The sequence below is a fragment of the Polaribacter sp. 2305UL8-11 genome (assembly GCF_058147165.1).
This window is the reverse complement of record NZ_JBYVJW010000001.1, coordinates 204387-220164: the sequence shown is the minus strand read 5'-3', so window position 1 is coordinate 220164 and position 15778 is coordinate 204387. Positions and strand designations below refer to the sequence as shown.

General features: G+C 29.4%; 17 protein-coding genes. 1 reads left to right on the top strand and 16 read right to left on the bottom strand.

Annotated elements, in window-relative coordinates; all coding sequences use genetic code 11:
- Positions 1-174: 174 nt before the first annotated feature.
- On the top strand, positions 175-1812 hold the full coding sequence (locus tag ACY2RW_RS01020; protein WP_490120826.1) for a MutS-related protein: 1638 nt from the start codon (positions 175-177) through the stop codon (positions 1810-1812).
- On the opposite strand, the gene ACY2RW_RS01015 is transcribed toward ACY2RW_RS01020, so the two are convergent.
- The 16 genes from ACY2RW_RS01015 to ACY2RW_RS00940 form a co-directional block, all read right to left on the bottom strand.
- Positions 1809-2948 carry an ATP-binding protein gene (locus tag ACY2RW_RS01015; RefSeq protein ID WP_490120825.1) on the bottom strand — a complete coding sequence of 380 codons (1140 nt, stop codon included), beginning with the start codon at positions 2946-2948 and terminating at the stop codon, positions 1809-1811. The two genes, ACY2RW_RS01020 and ACY2RW_RS01015, sit on opposite strands and share 4 nt — an antisense overlap.
- A gap of 1 nt (position 2949) precedes the next feature.
- Entirely contained in the window at positions 2950-3813 is an 864-nt protein-coding gene (locus ACY2RW_RS01010) for an aldo/keto reductase (protein ID WP_490120824.1), read from the bottom strand.
- A 1-nt stretch (position 3814) separates the two neighbouring features.
- Positions 3815-4567, bottom strand: coding sequence for an SDR family NAD(P)-dependent oxidoreductase (locus ACY2RW_RS01005; protein ID WP_490120823.1), 753 nt, complete (start codon positions 4565-4567; stop codon positions 3815-3817).
- A 252-nt stretch (positions 4568-4819) separates the two neighbouring features.
- Entirely contained in the window at positions 4820-5752 is a 933-nt protein-coding gene (locus ACY2RW_RS01000) for a hypothetical protein (protein ID WP_490120822.1), read from the bottom strand.
- Positions 5753-5851: 99 nt separating this feature from the next.
- Positions 5852-6328: a hypothetical protein gene (locus ACY2RW_RS00995; RefSeq protein ID WP_490120821.1), complete on the bottom strand. Its 477-nt coding sequence runs from the start codon at positions 6326-6328 to the stop codon at positions 5852-5854.
- 268 nt (positions 6329-6596) lie between these two features.
- Complete coding sequence (atpG, locus tag ACY2RW_RS00990; RefSeq protein ID WP_490120820.1) at positions 6597-7463, bottom strand: ATP synthase F1 subunit gamma; 867 nt, start codon at positions 7461-7463, stop codon at positions 6597-6599.
- 68 nt (positions 7464-7531) lie between these two features.
- Positions 7532-9109 carry a F0F1 ATP synthase subunit alpha gene (atpA, locus tag ACY2RW_RS00985; protein ID WP_490120819.1) on the bottom strand — a complete coding sequence of 526 codons (1578 nt, stop codon included), beginning with the start codon at positions 9107-9109 and terminating at the stop codon, positions 7532-7534.
- A 21-nt stretch (positions 9110-9130) separates the two neighbouring features.
- Positions 9131-9688 carry an ATP synthase F1 subunit delta gene (gene atpH, locus ACY2RW_RS00980; RefSeq protein ID WP_490120818.1) on the bottom strand — a complete coding sequence of 186 codons (558 nt, stop codon included), beginning with the start codon at positions 9686-9688 and terminating at the stop codon, positions 9131-9133.
- 6 nt (positions 9689-9694) lie between these two features.
- The gene (locus tag ACY2RW_RS00975; protein WP_490120817.1) at positions 9695-10195 is read right to left on the bottom strand and encodes a F0F1 ATP synthase subunit B; all 501 of its coding nucleotides are present in this window, start codon (positions 10193-10195) and stop codon (positions 9695-9697) included.
- A 98-nt stretch (positions 10196-10293) separates the two neighbouring features.
- Complete coding sequence (gene atpE / locus ACY2RW_RS00970; RefSeq protein ID WP_013993139.1) at positions 10294-10482, bottom strand: ATP synthase F0 subunit C; 189 nt, start codon at positions 10480-10482, stop codon at positions 10294-10296.
- Positions 10483-10518: 36 nt separating this feature from the next.
- On the bottom strand, positions 10519-11652 hold the full coding sequence (gene atpB / locus ACY2RW_RS00965; RefSeq protein ID WP_490120816.1) for a F0F1 ATP synthase subunit A: 1134 nt from the start codon (positions 11650-11652) through the stop codon (positions 10519-10521).
- Positions 11653-11732: 80 nt separating this feature from the next.
- Positions 11733-12122, bottom strand: coding sequence for a DUF6168 family protein (locus ACY2RW_RS00960; RefSeq protein ID WP_490120815.1), 390 nt, complete (start codon positions 12120-12122; stop codon positions 11733-11735).
- Complete coding sequence (locus tag ACY2RW_RS00955; RefSeq protein WP_490120814.1) at positions 12115-12330, bottom strand: AtpZ/AtpI family protein; 216 nt, start codon at positions 12328-12330, stop codon at positions 12115-12117. The genes ACY2RW_RS00960 and ACY2RW_RS00955 overlap by 8 nt, the downstream gene beginning before the upstream one ends.
- Positions 12296-12718 carry a bactofilin family protein gene (locus ACY2RW_RS00950; RefSeq protein ID WP_490120813.1) on the bottom strand — a complete coding sequence of 141 codons (423 nt, stop codon included), beginning with the start codon at positions 12716-12718 and terminating at the stop codon, positions 12296-12298. Before ACY2RW_RS00950 ends, ACY2RW_RS00955 begins: the two co-directional genes overlap by 35 nt.
- Entirely contained in the window at positions 12718-14940 is a 2223-nt protein-coding gene (gene porW / locus ACY2RW_RS00945) for a type IX secretion system periplasmic lipoprotein PorW/SprE (RefSeq protein WP_490120812.1), read from the bottom strand. The genes ACY2RW_RS00950 and porW overlap by 1 nt, the downstream gene beginning before the upstream one ends.
- 130 nt (positions 14941-15070) lie before the next feature.
- Positions 15071-15766, bottom strand: a complete 696-nt coding sequence (locus ACY2RW_RS00940; RefSeq protein WP_490120811.1) for an ABC transporter ATP-binding protein — start codon at positions 15764-15766, stop codon at positions 15071-15073.
- Positions 15767-15778 lie beyond the last annotated feature (12 nt).

The following is a 15778-nucleotide window of genomic DNA, read 5'->3' as shown; positions in this document are numbered from 1 at the left end:
ATCTTGAGTTTTTTTTAAAAAAATAACTTTGTTTAATTTTTTGATTTAAAAAATTGAAACGTTCCATATCACTATTGTTGCTAGTGATTTAAAGTACCTCGTTAAAATTGATTAGATGAATAATAAACTAAAATTTTTTGTAACATTAACTAGAAATTCTACACTAATTGTTTAATGGTTAAAAACATAATATTTCAAATTAAATACACTTTTTCTCAAATAAAATTCAATAGAAAAAAAGAGCTAAACCAAAGGTTAAAAGAATCATTTGGAAAACTGAAAGATGATTCCTTTGACTTTGAAAGTATTGAAAATTACTTTAGAAAGAAAGACAATTCAAAAGCATATCAAGTATTATCAGACAAAACTTGTAACGACTTGGATTTTGATGACTTGTTTATGTTTCTAGACAGAACTAGTTCAAAAGTTGGTCAGCAATACTTTTACAATCATCTTCGCACAATAAAATTAAACAAAAAACAAACCAAGCAAAACGAAGAAATAATAAAAGAATTATCAAAAAATGCAGCATTAAGAGTTTCAGTTCAAAAAAAGCTTGAAAAACTAAAACATAAAGATGCGTATTACATATCATCTTTATTTCAAGAAGAACATCTTAAACCACCAAAATGGTTTTTTACTATAAAATTATTGTCGTTTGCTAGTTTAGCATCACTTGTTTTAGGCTTTTTCAATCCTATATTTTTCATAGTTTTATTAGGTGTTTTCTGTGTAAATTTTGTGCTTCATTATTGGAATAAAAATAATTTGGTTCAATATGTAAGTTCAATTCCACAACTTTTAAGACTTAATAATGTTGCTTCTGTTTTATTTGCTAATTCTTTATTTAAAAAAATAAACCCTGACTTGCCAAAGTCTATCAAACTAATAAATGAAGTTAAAAACAGAATGTCTTTTTTCTCGCTCGAAGCCAAACTTCAAGGAGAATTTGAAATCATTGCCTGGTTTGTATTTGAGATTTTTAAAACACTATTTTTACTTGAGCCTCTATTGCTTTTTGGTGTTTTAAAAAGACTTAATACGAAAAGAGAAGAAATAGAAAGCGTTTTTAAGTTTGTTGGGCATATTGATATGTTAACTTCTATAGCATCTTTAAGAAATGGACTTGAAACATATTGTTTACCAACTATTAATTCTGGAGATAAAATTATTATTAAAGATATAAGTCACCCATTAATTTTTAATTGTGCAACGAATAGCATTGAAATAGCTGAAAAATCGATACTTCTTACAGGTTCAAATATGTCTGGAAAAACTTCTTTTATTCGTGCTATTGGGCTAAATATAATAACTGGATTAACAATTAATACTTGTTTTGCAAAATCAATGACTTTTCCTTTGTTAAAAGTGTTTTCGGCTATTAGAATAAGTGATGATTTAATGAACGATAAAAGTTACTATTTTGAAGAAGTATTAACCATTAAAGAAATGCTGAGAGAAAGTAAAAACGGAAATAAAAACCTCTTTCTTTTAGATGAAATATTTAAAGGAACAAATACAGTGGAGCGTATTTCTGCTGGAAAATCCGTTTTATCTGCTTTAACAAAGAATAACAATAAAATATTGGTTTCAACTCACGACATAGAATTAACAGATATGCTTGCGAAAGAATATGAATTATATCATTTTAGTGAAACTGTAAACGACAAAAACGTAGGGTTTGATTACAAACTAAAAGGTGGAAAACTAAAAAATAGAAACGCACTTAGAATACTTGAAATTAATGGATATCCAAAAGAAGTTGTAAAAGAAGCAATTGAAATAGCAAAAGAATTAGATAAAACATATTAACCATACTTCACTTTTCTAATTACACGCATTGCTTCTTTATACTTGATATACGTTGTTTTGTCTTCTAAGTTTTTAATATAAATTTTTGCTTTTTTAAGCTGATCTACTATATCTAAAAACCCGTGTAAGAAACAGATTAAAGAATTTGTAGGTAACTTTAAAGCGGCTATCTGTTCTGCTTTTAAAAGCGGAATGTTTTTTTCTATTTTAGCAATAATAGCATTGTTACTCTCATAAATTTTTTGAATGATTTCGTGATTAAACTTTGGGGGTTCAAACAAAAATTCTTTTACAATATCATGTTTGCCATTTTCTTTAAAATGAATAATGGTTTTCTCTAAAGTATAATGTTTTTCCTGTTTTTCTAAACCTAAAAAAATAAATTCTGTTACAATAAAAGATTGATGATTGTATGCAATTTGTACATCATCTAGAGCAGAAAAAAACAGTTGTACTTGCTCATTAATTAACTCTATGTCTACTCTCGAAAAAAATTCTTCTCCGTTAATTTGCTTTTTTTCTCCTGCCCAACACAATACAAATTGCTCGTTAAAAACCTTGTATTTAGGGTTGTGTGCTGGTTTATGATTGTTTATAAAATTAAAAACGCCATCTAGAGTTAGTTTAATGTTGTTTCTCGCATTTATTTCTATAGCTTCAACAATTTTCTCGTTTGTGTTTTTTAATTCGAAGTTTTCAGAGGCTGGCATAGAGTTACTCCCACTTCTGTAAAAAGCAGTTCCTTTTTTATATTTCCAAGCATTTTTTTTAAGAACTGTAATTTTATTTATAGGATAAATGGTAACCAAGCCTACTACTTTATGACGAGGCAATCTAGGAAAAGATACGTTCTCATATTCAATTTTTGGTGGATTTGCTAAGTACGCATTCACCAGATTTTGAATTTTAGAATCATCAAAAAAATCGACTCCGATAATTTTATTTTCTTCGTCTTCAACACCAATTACAATGTAAGAATTATTGAAAGGATTTGAGTTAGAAAGTGCGCAAATATGCTTTAAAAACTTTGCTTTTCCGTCTTTAGAACTTAATGATAATTTTTGCTTTTTATCATAAAAACTATTCTCATCATTATGTGAGAGTAAGTTTTTAATTAAGAGTCTTTTATTAATCATTTTATGGCATTTCTTCTCCTTGACTTGCTTCTAAAAGTAAAAACCAATCTTCTAAGTCTAAATTAATTTCTATTGCTTTGTTGGCGTTTAAAATTCGTTCTTTATTTGTAGTTCCTATTACTGGACAAATTTTTGAAGGATGTTTTAAAATCCAAGCTAATAAAAGAACATCGTTTGAAACTTCATATTTTTCTGATAACCTTTTCAAAACCTCTTTTATCCTTTTTGATTGCTCGTTTTCTTCCCTAAAAACACTTCCTAAAGGGCTCCAACACATAGGTTGAATCTCTTTTTGTAACATTTGGTCTAAAGTGCCATTTTGCATTGCATGATGTTGGGTTAGAGAAAATTCTATTTGATTTACAGAAACTGGAATTTTATCGGCAATTAAATCTACTTGAGAAGGTGTAAAATTAGATACTCCAAAATTGATGATTTTTCCAGTTTCTTGTAATTTAGTAACTGCTTCTGCAATTTCATTGGGTTGCATTAAAGGGCTGGGTCTATGCAGTAAAAAAGTGTCTAAATAATCTGTTTTTAAGTTTTTTAATGATTGTTCTGCACTACTAATAATATATTCTTTAGTATAATTGTAATGTTTGACTTTATTTGTTCTTACGTCGCTAATTAATTGAATGCCACATTTAGATATAAGTTTAACTTTATCTCTTTCTATTTTACTTTCTAAAAACGCTTTTCCAAAATCAGCTTCAGTAGTATAATCTCCATAAATATCTGCATGATCAAAGGTTGAGTTTCCGTTTTCTACACAAAATCGAATCATATCAACCTGTTCTTTGGTAGAAAGCTGTTTGCCCCATTTGCCCCAAGACATGCATCCAATTATTATTTTTGATGTTGGCATTTTATTTTTTGTTTATAATTGTAGCACTTGCTTGTGCTGTTGGATAGACTACCAAATCTTCAATATTAACATGATAAGGTCTTGTTACTACAAAATAAATAATATCTGCAATATCTTCTGCTTGTAAAGCTTTATAGCCAGTGTAAACCTTTTTTGCTCTTTCTGAATCTCCTTTAAAGCGAACATTAGAAAACTCGGTTTCTACCAAACCTGGATGAATACCAGCAACTCTTATATTATATTCGTTTAAATCTAAACGCATAGACTTGTTTATGGCGTTTACAGCAAACTTTGAGGCACAATATACATTTCCATTCCTGTAGACTTCTTTACCTGCTGTAGAACCAATATTTACAATAAAACCAGTATTATTTTTAATCATTTGCGGAATAATTGCTTTTGAAACATACAATAGCCCTTTTACATTAATGTCTAACATTGCATCCCAATCTTCTATGTTTCCATCTTGTAAGGTTGCCAATCCATGAGCGTTTCCTGCGTTATTTACTAAAATATCGATTTTTTTAAAATTATCTGGAATAGCTGCTATTGCTGCTGCAACCTCTTCTTTTTTGGAAACATCAAATTGTAATGTAGTTACTTCTGTTTGCGTAGAAAGTTGTTTTTTTAGGGCTTCTAAACGCTCTTTTCTTCGTCCACAGAGAATTAATCTCATGTTATTTTTTGCGAAAATTTCTGCAGTTGCTTTTCCTATTCCTGAAGTTGCTCCTGTAATAAATGCGGTTTTTTTCATTGTAATTAATTGATGTCTTCTGGTTGAGCGCAGCAAAAATCAATTAAAAATTCTAATATGTAAAAAAGGCTTTTAGTCTGCGCTCAAATTGACAATTAATATTTAAAAATAGGGAAACAAATTAACTTTATTTAAATTCTAAAAATCAACTTTTCATATAATTATAAACAAGAAAAAACCGTCCTCCTCAGGACGGTTTCCCTTTCAATTGGTTATTAAGCAATAACCAACCAAAAATCAACTAACCAAACTTTATTTTAAATTTCTTCTATTCTTTATTTGTCTTTTTATTTTAGTACGTTTTCTTCCTTCATTCCTTACACTATTTTTTGCTTCTTTTTTTGTTTTTCCGCTTTTTAAATATTGTACAAATCCTCTTCCTGTAAAATCGTATGTTGTTTCTGAGTTTACGTTATAAAGACGTATTCTACCATCATTAATAACGCTTAATTCGAACTCTTCTATATCTCCTCCATCATAATTCAATGTTAAAATTTTAAGGTCTTCAAAACCTGTAACATCAAAGATTTCATATCCACCAACATAACTCCAATTAATAGAATCAATTTGCGTGCCAAAATCATCTTGAGAACTGTAAAATGTTGTTATATTTTCTGGTGTAAATGCTAGGTGATTTTCATCATCAAAAGCATTAGGAACGCCTCCTTGTGTATCTACTTTAGACCAAGCTGTATATTCTTGTAAAAAGTATTCTATGTTTTCATAAAACAGCTTGTCATAATCGAACTCATTTACTTGATAACCTATTAAATAATAACTTACATTTTGTCTGTGGTTGTATAATTTTATCTCATTATTTGACAAAATAGTAACTTCAAAATCATTAATACCATCTATATCGTGATTGGTTTCTAAAAGTCCGTTAAATGTATTATAGCTTCCTACATCAATTCCTAAACCATTTCCAGTTCTACCAATATCTACAATGTTATTGTTTGCATATAAAATACCATTTATAAAAGATAATGTAAACGCTTTTGATACGTATGGAATATCTCCATTACCTGTTGTTCTGTGATAATCTACATACCATAAATCGTACCCAGAAACCACTTCTTCTAAAGAGATGTTGTTTTCAACAAAATCATCTTCGATAAAAACTGTACATGCACTAAAAAGTACTCCAGTTATAATAATTGTGAAAAGTAATTTTATAGATTTCATAAGCTTCTGTTTTAAGGTTATGCTTATAATTATTCAAATTACGTGCCAAAAATAAAAAACCACTCTTAATGAGTGGTTTGTATATTGATTTTCAATGATTTAATTAAATCTATTTATTTGCTGTTTTATTTCTTTTATATCTTTTATTTTGTAATAATGTAACTTGTTATTGATTGTATAACTTATTACAGCTTCATCATTTTTTAATATAGAAGAAAACTTGTTTTGTTTTGGAACTTGGTTATTTAGTTCTTTTTTAGAATCGATATCTAAAATTACATCTCTTTTTATGGTTGATGTATTAAAATGACCAATTAACAGGGTTTTACCATCAACAGATTTCGTTTCTAACTTAGTTTCCATATCTCTAAAAAATAATTTCTCAAAAGTAGGCTCTGTTATTTCTATTAATGTTATTTCTACTCTTGTTCCTTTAACTCCTGCTTGGCCTCCCACCCAATTTGTATAAGAAGCTGTATTTATTTTAAATGGCGGACTTTTATCAAATTTTGAACTTCCACATTGTGAAAAACCAAATATAATTGCTAAGATGGATAAAATTTTCATTGCTTTCATTTTATGTGTTTTGTTAAAAGTGATTCAAACTGTGTGCCAAGATATAAAAAAAGAGCTTATCAAAAATTTGATAAGCTCTTCTTATGTTTTTATTTTCTTGCTTTTGCAAAAAATATAATAATTGTTTCTAGTTATTCGAAGCTTCTGCTCCTTTTAATAACTTGGCTACGCCTAATTATTAAGTGCCTCAGCTCTTTTGAATATTTAACTTCGCTACGCTACGTTTAATTATTCGAAGCTTCTACTTCTTTTAATAATCTGGCTACGCCTAATTATTAAGTGCCTCAGCTCCCCCAACAATTTCTAAAATTTCATTAGTAATTGCAGCTTGACGTGCTTTGTTATAAGTTAACAACAATTCGTCTCTTAATTCTTGTGCGTTGTCTGTTGCTTTGTGCATTGCTGTCATACGTGCTCCATGCTCTGAAGCGAAACTATCTCTAATTCCTTTATATAATTGCGTTTTTAAAGACTTTGGTATTAAAGCTTCAACAATTTCTAATTTTGATGGCTCAAAAATATAATCAGAGTTTACTGCAGATGCATCTCCACCCTCAATAGGTTTAATTGGCAAAAATTGTTCTACTTGTGGTAATTGAGTTGCTGCATTTTTAAATTGATTGTAAACTAACTCAACTTTATCATACGTACCTTCTGCATACAAACTCATTAATTTTTCTGCAATGGCTGCAACATTATCAAACGTTAAGTCATCAAAAATATCATTTCTTGTTGCAATAACATTAAATTGTTTAGCTAATGCGTCTGCACCTTTTTTACCTATCGAAAAAATATCTACTGCTACATTACTGTATTTCTCTTCTACAGTTTTAATAACTTCTTTGGCAATTGATGAATTAAATCCACCACATAAACCTCTGTTAGAAGTTACTACCACTAATAAAACTTTAGAAACTTCTCTTTGTGTAGAATATACTCCACCAACATCACTATCTAAAGTTGCGCTTAAATTTTGCAACAATTCAGTTAGTTTAGATGAATACGGTCTCATTGCCGTAATTGCATCTTGAGCTTTTTTCAACTTTGCAGCAGAAACCATTTTCATGGCAGATGTAATCTGCATTGTTGATTTAATAGAAGTAATTCTATTACGTATTTCTTTTAAGTTTGCCATTTCTTAGTTTTTAGTTATTAGTTTTTAGTTGTTAGTTTAACCACTAACCTCTAAAACCTAAAGTCTAATTAAGCAAAATGCTTAGTTATCTCTGCTGCAGCTGCTTCTAAAACAGAAGTAGCTTCATCAGTTAATTTACCTGATTTTAATACGTCTAAAGTATCTCTATGTTTTGCGTTTAAGTAATCTATATAATCTTTCTCAAACTTCTTTACTTGATTTACAGGAACATCTTTTAATAAGTTTTTAGAACCTGCATAGATAATTGCTACCTGATCTTCTACTGCGAAAGGATCGTTTTGAGCTTGTTTTAAAATTTCAACATTACGTTGTCCTTTAGAAATTACACTCATAGTAGCTGCGTCTAAATCTGAACCAAACTTAGCAAATGCTTCTAATTCTCTAAACTGAGCTTGATCTAATTTTAAAGTACCAGATACTTTTTTCATAGATTTAATCTGAGCGTTTCCTCCAACACGAGATACAGAAATACCTACGTTAATTGCTGGACGAACACCAGAGTTAAATAAATCTCCATCTAAGAAAATTTGTCCATCTGTAATCGAAATTACGTTTGTTGGAATATATGCTGATACGTCTCCTGCTTGTGTTTCGATAATTGGTAATGCTGTTAAAGAACCTCCACCTTTTACGATATTTTTTAAAGAATCTGGTAAATCGTTCATTTCGCTAGCAATCTTATCATCATTAATCACTTTTGCAGCACGCTCTAATAATCTTGAGTGTAAGTAAAATACATCACCAGGATAAGCCTCACGTCCTGGAGGTCTTCTTAATAATAAAGAAATTTCACGGTAAGCAACAGCTTGTTTAGATAAATCATCATAAATAATTAAAGCTGGTCTACCTGTGTCTCTAAAATATTCTCCAATTGCAGCCCCTGCAAATGGTGCATAAACCTGCATTGCTGCTGGGTCTGATGCATTTGCTGCTACAATTGTTGTATATGCTAAAGCACCTCTTTCTTCTAACATATTTGCAATTGCTGCAACTGTAGATGCTTTTTGTCCTACTGCAACATAAATACAATATACTGGAGCACCTGCATCGTAAAATTCTTTTTGATTTAAGATGGTATCAATAGCAACTGTAGATTTACCTGTTTGACGGTCTCCAATAATTAACTCACGTTGACCTCTACCAACAGGAATCATTGCATCAATAGATTTGATACCTGTTTGTAATGGTTCTGTTACTGGCTCTCTATAAATAACTCCAGGAGCTCTACGCTCTAAAGGCATTTCATAAGTTTTACCAGAAATTGGTCCTTTACCATCTATAGGGCTTCCTAATGTATCTACAACTCTTCCTACAATTCCTTCACCTGCTCTTAAAGAAGCAATTCTTTCTGTACGTTTTACAGTAGATCCTTCTTTAATAGAAGTAGAAGCTCCTAATAATACAACACCTGCATTATCTTCTTCTAAGTTTAATACAATACCTTCTAGTCCTGTTTCGAATTCTACTAATTCTCCATATTGAACGTTAGAAAGACCGTAAACACGAGCAATTCCATCTCCTACTTGTAACACAGTTCCTACTTCGTTTAAAGTAGCTTTTGCTTCAAAATTTGTTAACTGTTGCTTTAAAATTGCTGATACTTCAGCTGGTTTAATACTTGCCATCTTTTATAATTTGATGTATTATTAAATTTTTGGAATGTAATGACTGTTGTCAAATTCCTTTTTCAATTCGTTTAAATAATTAGAGATACTTGCATCATACTGCACGTCTCCAACACGTAAAATAAATCCGCCTAAAATATCTGGATTAATTACGTTTTCTAAATTTGCTTTTTCTCCTGTAAGAGAAATTATTTTATCTAAAACTTGCTTTTCTACTTCTTTTGTTAAAGGCACTGCAGTAGTAACTCTTGCAACTTGTGTATGTTTTAAGTGATCAAAAACAATTGCGTATTGTTTTGAAACACTATGCAACATTGCTATTCTTTTATTGTCTTCTAATAAATGGAATAAGCCAAGTGTAATATTATTTACTTTACCATCAAATAATGCGTTTAACACATTCATTTTATCTGATGATTTAACAATAGGACTTTTTAACATTACTTCTAACTCACTATTTTCTGAAATAGTTGAAGCAATTAAAGACATATCGTTATTTACTGCAGATTCTGATTTAGAATCTGTTGCAAGATTTAAGATTGCTTTTGCGTAACGTAATGCTGCTCTTGCGTCTTTCATTTTATCTTAGTTTAAAGTAACTTCTTTTAAGATTCCCTCAACTAATTCTAATTGATCTTTCTTATTAGATAATTCTTTCTTAATTACAGACTCTGCAATACCTATAGATAATTCTGCAACATTCTTTTTAATCTCTGCTAAAGCTGCTTGCTTTTCTTGAACTATAGAAGCTTGTGCATTTTCAATTAACTTAGTTGTTACTTCTTTTGCATCTTCTTTAGCCTCTGCAATCATTTTATCTCTAATGTCTCTAGCTTCTTTCATCATTGCATCTCTTTCTGCTCTAGCTTCTTTTACTAATTTTGCATTATCTGCTTGTAAATTTTGCATTTCTTTACGTGCATTTTCTGCTGCTGCTAAAGCGTCTTCAATACCTGATTCTCTTTCTTCTAAAGAGTTTAAAATTGGTTTCCAAGCAAATTTTACCATTAAAGCAATTAATGCTAACAATAAGATTGTTGAAACTACAAATAACCCTGGTGAAAAATCGTTTAATAAAGTTTCCATTCTATAAACTAATTATATATTTTCTCTTGTTTTTGTTTAATTTAAAATAGGTTCTGTAACCAACCGTTACAGAACGCTATTTTTTGTTTCTGTTTGGATTATTTTCCTAAGAATAATGCTCCAAATGCTAAACCTTCTAATAATGCAGCGATAATAATCATTGCTGTTTGAATTTTTCCAGTTGCTTCTGGTTGTCTAGCAATACCTTCCATTGCTTTTCCACCAATTTGACCTAAACCAATTCCTGCTCCGATTACGATTAATCCTGCTCCAATTAAATTGTACATAATAAATGTATTTATATTAAATTAAACAAACTTGTATTAATGATGTTCGTGTTCTGCTACAGCCATACCAATAAACAAAGCTGATAGCATTGTAAAGATATAAGCCTGTAAAAAAGCCACTAAAACCTCAATTAATGTTATAAAAAATGATAATACTAAAGACAACCCTGTTGCACCTACAACCCCTAAAGATTGTTTTAGTGTAAACATAATTGCTATTAAGCTCATTACCACAATATGACCTGCTGATATGTTTGCGAACAAACGAACTAATAATGAAAATGGTTTAATTAATAACGCTCCAGCTAATTCTATAATTGCTAATACTGGACGAATTAAAACAGGAACTCCTGGCATCCAAATCATGTGCATCCAGTAATCTTTGTTTCCACTTACAGTATATATTATTAATGTAAAAATTGCCAAACACCCTGTTACTGCTAACTGGCCTGTAACATTAAAACCTAATGGTGTTAAACCTGCAAGGTTTAATACCCAAATAAAGAAAAATACCGTTAGTAAATATCCTGTAAATCTTCTGTAATGTTTTTTGCCAATATTTGGTTTTGCAATTTCATCACGAACATATAATACTAAAGGCTCTAAAACTCTTGCAAAACCTGTTGGAATTTGCTTTGTCTTGTATTGTTTTGCCAATCTTGAGAACCAAAACAATAATAAGAAACCAATTAATAAAATACCTACAACACTTTTAGTGATTGAGAAATCTAAAACTTTATGTGCATTGGTTGCATGATGTGCTTCATCAAAAGAAACTGTTGTAGCACCTTTATCTAATTCATAAATTTTTGAGTGAATTTTTGCGAACTTTAATCCTTTTTTTTCTACAATTACATGACCATCATCATTATGATGAAATTCTGAAGACATAAAAGTAACCAAACCTTCACTTGTCCATAAAATTACTGGTAATGGAAAACCTGCATGAATTCTTTCACCCTCATCATTTGTGTAAGAATAGAAAGAAAAATCATGAGAATCTTTAATGTGATGTAGAATGTAAGCTTCTACTTCTTCTTTCGTATTTACACGACCACCATCGTTTTGGTTATCTTGTTTTTTATCAGATTCTGATGCAAAACCAACCGAAGTAAAGAAGGTTACTGCTGCTATTAAAAGAAACTTGATTGTTTTTTGTGCAATCTTCATTGTTAAAATACGCTTTCTAAATTCGGCGCAAAGATATGCAATAATTCAAAATGACAAACCTTTTTTTAAGCTATTTTTTTTTATTGTTTTTTATTTAAAATTTTAGCTATAAAAACAGCTTCTGTTAATAAAAAAATAATCATTGGTACAAATAGAGATATTCTTGCAATAAGAGATAAATCTGCTTCTGTAAATATTGATTTATAAAAGATTACAGAAAAAAGAATGAGTTTTAAAACAATTGTACCTAAATATATAAAACCTAGTTGATCAAAAATTTTATCAACAGTTGATAAGAGCAAAAAATTGGTACATATTAATAGCGAAAAACTAAGGTGAAATAGGTATACTTTTTTAAGTGAAAAAGGCAAGATTAATTCTTGATTTTCTAAATAAAGTTGATGAAGAGAAAAGCTAACTAAAAAAAGAAAAAAGAAAACTACAGTATAAACAAGAATGCTTTTAATCATTAATTTTATTGGCTTGTTTAATTAATGCATACATTGCTAAAAAAATAGATAATAAGGTTATGGTTTCTTTTAAAAAGTTGGTTTCAAAAGTTTTATCTAACCATTTTCCTAATAAAAAACCTAAATAGATGGTTAACCCCATTTGCAAACCTGCACCAGAAAGTGCAATGGCTTTATGAAGCGGTTTTTTCTGAGGTTCTTTTTTCATTTGTTTGGTTGAGTTCTTTTACAGCTCCTTTCATAGCACAAGTTGCATTAAAAGACGCTCCAGGTTCTATAGATAATTTACCTATAATTACATCTCCAGAAATATCTGCTGTTGTTTTTATTGTTAGGGTGTTAGATACAAAAAGCTCTCCAGAAAATTTACCTTCTACATCTGCATTGGTTGCCTCTACTTTTCCTTTAATAAAGCCATCTACACCAATAATTACTCTACCATTTGTAGTTAAAGTTCCTTCTAAAGTACCATCAATTCTAAAATCTCCATCAGATTTTATATCACCAACAATTGCTGTGTTTTTTGCAACAACATTTCTTTCCATAGTTTTTTGTTTTTGAGGTTTTTCTTTATTTTTTTCTTTGCTACTAAACATTACTTCTTTGTTAATTGTTTTAAAATTTGTTTTGCTTTTTTCCCTTCTTCTGTATTTCCATAATTCACAGCAACAAACTCTAAGGCTTTTTTATACGTTTCCTTATTTCTGTATTTACCTACTGCATAAGCTTTTAAGAGTTCAAATTTAGGAATTAATTTTGAATTCTGAATATTAGGTAAAATTTCGTCTATTTTAGAAACTGTTTCTATATACTTACTTTTTTTATAGAGATAATACGTTTCTTTATATGTTTTTTCTAGTTCGCTAATTTTAACCTCGTCTTTTAAAACTGTGTTTGGGTTTTTTATAATCTGTGCAAACTTTGTTTCTGGATATTCTGTTAAAATTATATTTTTATATTTTGAGGTTTTAGAGGTGTTTCCTAATCCATTATAAATTTGATATAAATGCCAGTTAATTGGTAAAATTAATTCTTTTTTAGGGTTTAGTGTTTCTACTCTTTCTAATCTACTTATAGCCAAAGCTGTATCTTTGAATTGCTCTTTATAAATTAATCCTAGCTCATACAAAGCTTGGTTTCTGTCTAATTTTAAAGTGTCTATTACTTTTTTGTCTGTTGGAATGGTTTTTAGATAACTTGCCAAATCGTATCGTGAACTTTGTTTATTTACTTGTGTAGAATCTTTTGTGTTGTCTATATTTATTTTTGAAGACCACCTCCAATCGTCTGCTAATTTTCTATCACCCCAAATTCTTTTAAACTCTGTGGTTCCAAAATTTAAAGACTGCGTATTGTAAAAATACCATTTGCCTTTGTTGTTTGATTGTAATCCAGAACCTCCAAAAGATCCTCCAAATGCTTGTTGATTTAAACGTAATTGAGCTAACTCTTCGTCTTTCTTTTTAATACTGTCTATATAATTTTGAAAATACGTTTCTTGAGCAACTTTAGGCATCGAAGCAATTTTAATAATACTATCATTAGTGGCAACCAAGTTCTCATATTTTATTAAAGAAACTAAGTTTTTAGATTTTCTTTTAATTCTTCTGTATTTTAAATTTAATGTGTCTGAAGATACATTTAAAACACTATCATAGTAAGAATTTGCAACTATATATTTTGAGTTTTTAAAATATAAATTACCTAGTTTTTCATAGGTAAATGTTTTTTGAGTTGCACTACCATTGTTAGCTCTTAAAGATTTATTATAATATTTTATAGCTAGATTAATACTATCATTATCTTCATGTAAAACACCTGTTTGATAATACAATTTGTCTAAATATTTTCTGTTTTCTATGTTTTTAATTAAATCATCCATTTTTTCGATTAAAGCGACTTTAGATGAATCTTTGGTAGTGTTTTTAGCAATTTCTATATGTGCATGAATCTTGTATTTATAAGGTGCTCTTTTAAAATTTAGCAATCTTTTAAAAACCATTACAGCAGAATCTTTTTTGTTTTCTGCACTATACATTTGCCCAATAACAAACAAATTTCTGGCAGCTTGTTCTTTTAAATGTAAAGTTCTTGTTGCGTTTAGTAAACTTTGTTTAGCTTTTTGAAGACTGTCTGACTTTACATAAGCCATTGCCAAAGCTGTATAGGCTTGTTCTTTTGTTTCTTCTGGTAAATTAGTTTCTAAAGTATCTCTTACTACAAGTAAAAGTTTCATAGATTCTATGGCAAATTCTTCATTATCTAATCTTATATTAGATTTTGCTCTCCAAATTTTTGTTTCTGCAATTAAATTGGCATCAGGATAATTGGCAATTACATAATTAAAAGCTTCTACTGCAGGTATAAAACGTTGCGAATAATACCTGGATTTACCTAATAATAAATAAGCATCATCTATTTGCCTGTTTCTTTCTATGCCATTAATATTCATTCCGTGTTTTTGAATGGCTTTTACAGCTTTTTCTTCTGCTTTATCAAAAGGGGTTTCTGCTTTTTTGGTTTCTTTCTTTTCATCACCAAAACCTGCACCAATACTATTGTTAGATTTCGGAATTTCTATTTTATCTTCTTCAAACTCTATAGGTTCTATAGGTAATCTTTTAAACCAATCTTCTTTGTAACCATTATTTATGGCTTCCATTCCTTTTTTAAAGGCTTCTTTACCATTAAATAATACATTGTATTTTGTATTTAGCGCATGCCAATTTCTACTAATAATCGTGTCTTTTTTTGTGCTACAAGCATATAGCACTGTAAAAACAGAAAGAATAAGAATTGTTTTTTTGGTGTATTTCACAAAAATAATATTGATTAAACAATGAGTTACCAATCGCTAAGAAAGTAAAAAACTCTTATTTACAACTACTTTCTTTAGAAAATAGTATAAATAAGAGTGTAAAAATAGTAATAAAATAAGAATAGCCTACTTACACAGCAAAATAGCTTTCTAATTCTTTTAGGGTTTCTGATGATGTCTCAATATCTTTTACCACATTTCCTTTATCTAAAACCACAATTCTTTCACAAACTTCTGTTACGTGTGTTAAATCGTGACTAGAAACTAAAACTGTAATTTCTCTATTTTCTGTAAGGGTTTTGATAATTTTTTTCAATCTAATTTGAGTTGTTGGGTCTAAATTTGCAAAAGGCTCATCTAAAACTACCACTTGCGGATTTCCCATCATTGCAGCTACAATTCCTGCTTTTTTCTGATTTCCTTTGCTTAAATCTCTTAAATATTTTTTCTTACCAATTATTTCATCATTAAAAAACTCATCAAACTGTGTTAAAAATTTTGCAACATCTGCTTTATTCATGCCTCTTAAATCGCCAATAAAATCGAAATATTCTTCTGGTGTTAAATAGCCTATTAAAAAAGACTCATCAATAAAAGAACCTGTAAAATTTTTCCATTCTTCGCTTTGATTTACCACAATATTATGGTTGGTAATTGCACCTGTTGTTGGTCTAATTAAATCTAGTAAAATGTTGAATAATGTTGTTTTTCCTGCACCATTATTTCCTACCAAACCAAAACTCTGACCAGTTGGAATTTCTATTGATTGTACATTTAAAACTTCTGCTTTTCCGTATTTTTTTGAAACTGTATCTATTGTAATCATTGTGTCTTATTA

Bases quoted from the DNA above. Each gene is read 5' to 3' on its own strand.
- ACY2RW_RS01020 (WP_490120826.1), top strand. From the start codon at position 175: ATGGTTAAAAACATAATATTTCAAATTAAATACACTTTTTCTCAAATA.
- ACY2RW_RS01015 (WP_490120825.1), bottom strand. From the start codon at position 2,948: ATGATTAATAAAAGACTCTTAATTAAAAACTTACTCTCACATAATGAT.
- ACY2RW_RS01010 (WP_490120824.1), bottom strand. From the start codon at position 3,813: ATGCCAACATCAAAAATAATAATTGGATGCATGTCTTGGGGCAAATGG.
- ACY2RW_RS01005 (WP_490120823.1), bottom strand. From the start codon at position 4,567: ATGAAAAAAACCGCATTTATTACAGGAGCAACTTCAGGAATAGGAAAA.
- ACY2RW_RS01000 (WP_490120822.1), bottom strand. From the start codon at position 5,752: ATGAAATCTATAAAATTACTTTTCACAATTATTATAACTGGAGTACTT.
- ACY2RW_RS00995 (WP_490120821.1), bottom strand. From the start codon at position 6,328: ATGAAAGCAATGAAAATTTTATCCATCTTAGCAATTATATTTGGTTTT.
- atpG (WP_490120820.1), bottom strand. From the start codon at position 7,463: ATGGCAAACTTAAAAGAAATACGTAATAGAATTACTTCTATTAAATCA.
- atpA (WP_490120819.1), bottom strand. From the start codon at position 9,109: ATGGCAAGTATTAAACCAGCTGAAGTATCAGCAATTTTAAAGCAACAG.
- atpH (WP_490120818.1), bottom strand. From the start codon at position 9,688: ATGAAAGACGCAAGAGCAGCATTACGTTACGCAAAAGCAATCTTAAAT.
- ACY2RW_RS00975 (WP_490120817.1), bottom strand. From the start codon at position 10,195: ATGGAAACTTTATTAAACGATTTTTCACCAGGGTTATTTGTAGTTTCA.
- atpE (WP_013993139.1), bottom strand. From the start codon at position 10,482: ATGTACAATTTAATTGGAGCAGGATTAATCGTAATCGGAGCAGGAATT.
- atpB (WP_490120816.1), bottom strand. From the start codon at position 11,652: ATGAAGATTGCACAAAAAACAATCAAGTTTCTTTTAATAGCAGCAGTA.
- ACY2RW_RS00960 (WP_490120815.1), bottom strand. From the start codon at position 12,122: ATGATTAAAAGCATTCTTGTTTATACTGTAGTTTTCTTTTTTCTTTTT.
- ACY2RW_RS00955 (WP_490120814.1), bottom strand. From the start codon at position 12,330: ATGAAAAAAGAACCTCAGAAAAAACCGCTTCATAAAGCCATTGCACTT.
- ACY2RW_RS00950 (WP_490120813.1), bottom strand. From the start codon at position 12,718: ATGTTTAGTAGCAAAGAAAAAAATAAAGAAAAACCTCAAAAACAAAAA.
- ACY2RW_RS00940 (WP_490120811.1), bottom strand. From the start codon at position 15,766: ATGATTACAATAGATACAGTTTCAAAAAAATACGGAAAAGCAGAAGTT.